Source organism: Streptomyces alkaliphilus (genome assembly GCF_014141535.1).
GTDB lineage: Bacteria > Actinomycetota > Actinomycetes > Streptomycetales > Streptomycetaceae > Streptomyces > Streptomyces alkaliphilus.
Genome location: NZ_VKHT01000688.1, coordinates 1 through 2,846, shown reverse-complemented (window position 1 = coordinate 2,846; position 2,846 = coordinate 1). Strand labels below are relative to the sequence as shown.

General features: G+C 75.4%; 3 protein-coding genes. 2 read left to right on the top strand and 1 reads right to left on the bottom strand.

All coding sequences use genetic code 11. From position 1 onward, the window contains the following. Positions 1-23: 23 nt before the first annotated feature. Positions 24-440, top strand: a complete 417-nt coding sequence (locus FNQ90_RS18510; RefSeq protein ID WP_323380055.1) for a very short patch repair endonuclease — start codon at positions 24-26, stop codon at positions 438-440. 72 nt (positions 441-512) lie between these two features. Continuing rightward, positions 513-1,823 (top strand): DNA cytosine methyltransferase, encoded by a 1,311-nt coding sequence (locus FNQ90_RS18505; protein WP_182607400.1) that lies wholly within the window; start codon positions 513-515, stop codon positions 1,821-1,823. Positions 1,824-1,863: 40 nt separating this feature from the next. On the opposite strand, the gene FNQ90_RS18500 is transcribed toward FNQ90_RS18505, so the two are convergent. Next, positions 1,864-2,846 (bottom strand): aldo/keto reductase (locus FNQ90_RS18500; RefSeq protein WP_323380054.1); only part of this gene is annotated, 983 nt, incomplete at its 5' end.

Genomic DNA, 2,846 nt, shown 5'->3' with positions numbered 1-2,846 from the left:
CGCCCGCCCCGCCCGCGCGGCCGGTGCCCTCCTCCCCGGGGGTCTCGGCGCGGATGAGCCGCCAGGCCGTGCGCGACACCGCCCAGGAGGTCGCCGTGCGCCGCCTGTTGTACGGGGCGGGGTACCGCTACCGCCTGCACCGACCCGTGCCCGGCCTGCCCCGCCGCAAGATCGACATCTCCTTCCCCGGCGTCCGGGTCGCGGTCTTCCTCGACGGCTGCTTCTGGCACGGCTGCCCCGAGCACGCCACCAGTCCGAAGGCCAACAGCGAGTGGTGGCGGCGCAAGCTGGACGGCAACAGGGCCCGCGACCTGGAGACCGGACGGGTGCTCACCGAGGCGGGCTGGACGGTGCTGCGCTTCTGGGAGCACGAGGGAGCGGAGGAGGTCGCGGCGAGCGTCGCGGCCGTCGTCCGCGCCTGCCGTGAGGAGGAGGAGTGAGCCGGGCGGTGCGTGCCCCGGCCCCGCGGCGGCCGGCCGTGGCGGGACCGGGCGCCGGCTAGACTCCCCGCCATGACCGTCGCCGAACCCGCTCCCGCGCCCGGCGCCGCCACGGGCCCGACCGCGGACGAGCCCGTGGCCCTCGTCGATCTCTTCGCCGGCTGCGGCGGGTTCACCCGGGGCTTCACCGCCTTCCGTCCCGCCGGTCGCCCGGAGTCCGCCGGGCCGGTATTCCGCTCGGTGCTGGCGATCGAACGCGACCCGGACGCCGCCGCCACCTACACCGCCAACTTCCACCCGGAGGACGGCGGGAACGGCACCGGCCATGTGCACACCGGCGACATCGAGCACTGGCAGCCCACCGGCGAGGAGGCCGCCGCGGAGGTGGTGCTCGGCGGACCGCCCTGCCAGGGCTTCTCCGGTCTGGGCAAGCGCGACCCGGACGACCCGCGCAACAAGCTGTGGCGGCACTACGTGCGGATCGTCAGCGACGTGATCCGCCCCAAGGTCTTCGTCATCGAGAACGTGGACCGCTTCCTGACCTCCCCCGAGTTCCACGATCTGGAGGTCGAGACCCGCCCCGGTGGAGAGTTGGCGGACTACCGGCTGGTGGATCCGCCGGGCGCCGAGGAGAGCGACACCCCCGCCGAACGCCGGCGCCGTTATCTGCTCAACGCCGCCGATTACGGCGTGCCGCAGACCCGGCGGCGGGCCATCGTGATCGGGGTCCGCAAGGATGTGCCGGGCCGGGAAACGCTGCGCTACCCCGAGCCCACCCGGGTCCGGCCCGGCCGCCGCTGCGACCTGCCGCCGTGGCGGACCGTCGCGCCGATCTTCGAGCGCAGCGCCGCGATCCCGCTGCGCGACGACCTGCCGCCGAGCCCCGACGGCTGGTGGCCGACCACCGCCCTGCACCTGCGACGCAACCCCGAGCCGCTCTCCCTGGCCCGCTACGCCGCGATCCCGCCCGGCGGCAACCGCAAACACCTCACCGGCGTGTACGCCAAGACCGACCGCGCCGGACGGATCCGGCTCTCGCACGAACCGGGGTGGGAGAACATCCCGGGCCCGGCGACGTACCTGTCCACGCCCAGTTGGGACAACCACCGCAGCGGCTCGGGGGACGTGATGGGCCGGCTGTACGCCGACCGGCCCTCGGTGACCATCCGCACCGAGTTCTACAAGCCGGAGAAGGGCCGCTACCTGCACCCCACCGAGAACCGGCCGATCACCCACCTGGAGGCGGCGCTCATCCAGGGGTTCCCGGACGACTTCCGCTGGTGCGGTTCGCGCACCTCCATCGCCCGGCAGATCGGCAACGCCGTGCCGGTGGGGCTGGGCACGGCCGTGGCGGGGGCCGTCCACCGGGCGCTGCGCGGCTGACCGGGCGGCCGGATCGGGGCCGGCCCGGCGGACCGCCCGCTCAGCCGGAGCGGTCCCGGCGCCACAGCGCGGCCGAGGCGGTGTCCAGGGCGGCGAGGTCGTCCGGGGAGAGCACGATGTCCCGGGCGGCGGCGTTCTCCTCCAGGTGGGCGAGCCGGGTGGTGCCGGGGATGGGCACCACCGGCACGCCGAGTTCGTCGGCGCGGGAGGCCGACCAGGCCAGGGCGATCTGTCCCGGCAGCACCCCGTGTCGCCGCGCCACGTCGTCCACCACCCCGCGCAGGGCGCGGAGTTCCTCGGAGTCGCCGGACGGCCCGCGTCCGTCGGGCCGGGCGCCGGGCGCCGCGCCGGCGAGCAGTCCGGCGCCCTGCGGGGCGTAGGGGACCACGGCGACGCCCAGTTCCGCGCAGACCGTCGTCACCGAGTGCGTCCCGTCCCCCTCCGTCCCGGTGGGATCCTCGATCGTCCGGTCGGTCAGCGACCAGGAGGACTGCAGGGCCGTGATCGGGTGGACGCCGTGCGCGGCCCGCAACTCGGCGGCGGTGACCGCCGACAGGCCGATCGCGCGGACCCGCCCGGCGGCCACCTCCTCCGCCATCGCCCCCACCGACTCCTCGATCGGCACCTTCGGGTCCCGCCGGTGCAGGTACCACAGGTCGATCACGTCGGTGTCCAGTCGGCTCAGGCTGTTCCGGCAGGCCGCCCGGATGTGGTCGGGGTCGCCGCGCAGCACCAGGGAGTCGTTCGGGCCGATCAGCGCGCCGACCTTCGTGCACAGCAGCGCCTCCCCCCGGCGGGAACGGCCCGGCCGGCCGCGCAGGGCCCGACCGACCAACTCCTCGTTGCGGCCGTTGCCGTACAGCTCGGCGGTGTCGAGCATCGTCACCCCGAGATCCAGGGCGCGGTGGATCACCTCCCGGCCGGAGAGGTCCCCGGTGGAGTCCGGTTCACCGGTCATCCGCATGCAGCCGAGGCCCTGCGCGGGCAGCGGGAGCCGCCGGGCGGTGGGTGGGAGAGGTCCGC

Coding starts and splice junctions, on each gene's coding strand:
- FNQ90_RS18505 (WP_182607400.1), top strand. CDS start 513: ATGACCGTCGCCGAACCCGCTCCCGCGCCCGGCGCCGCCACGGGCCCG.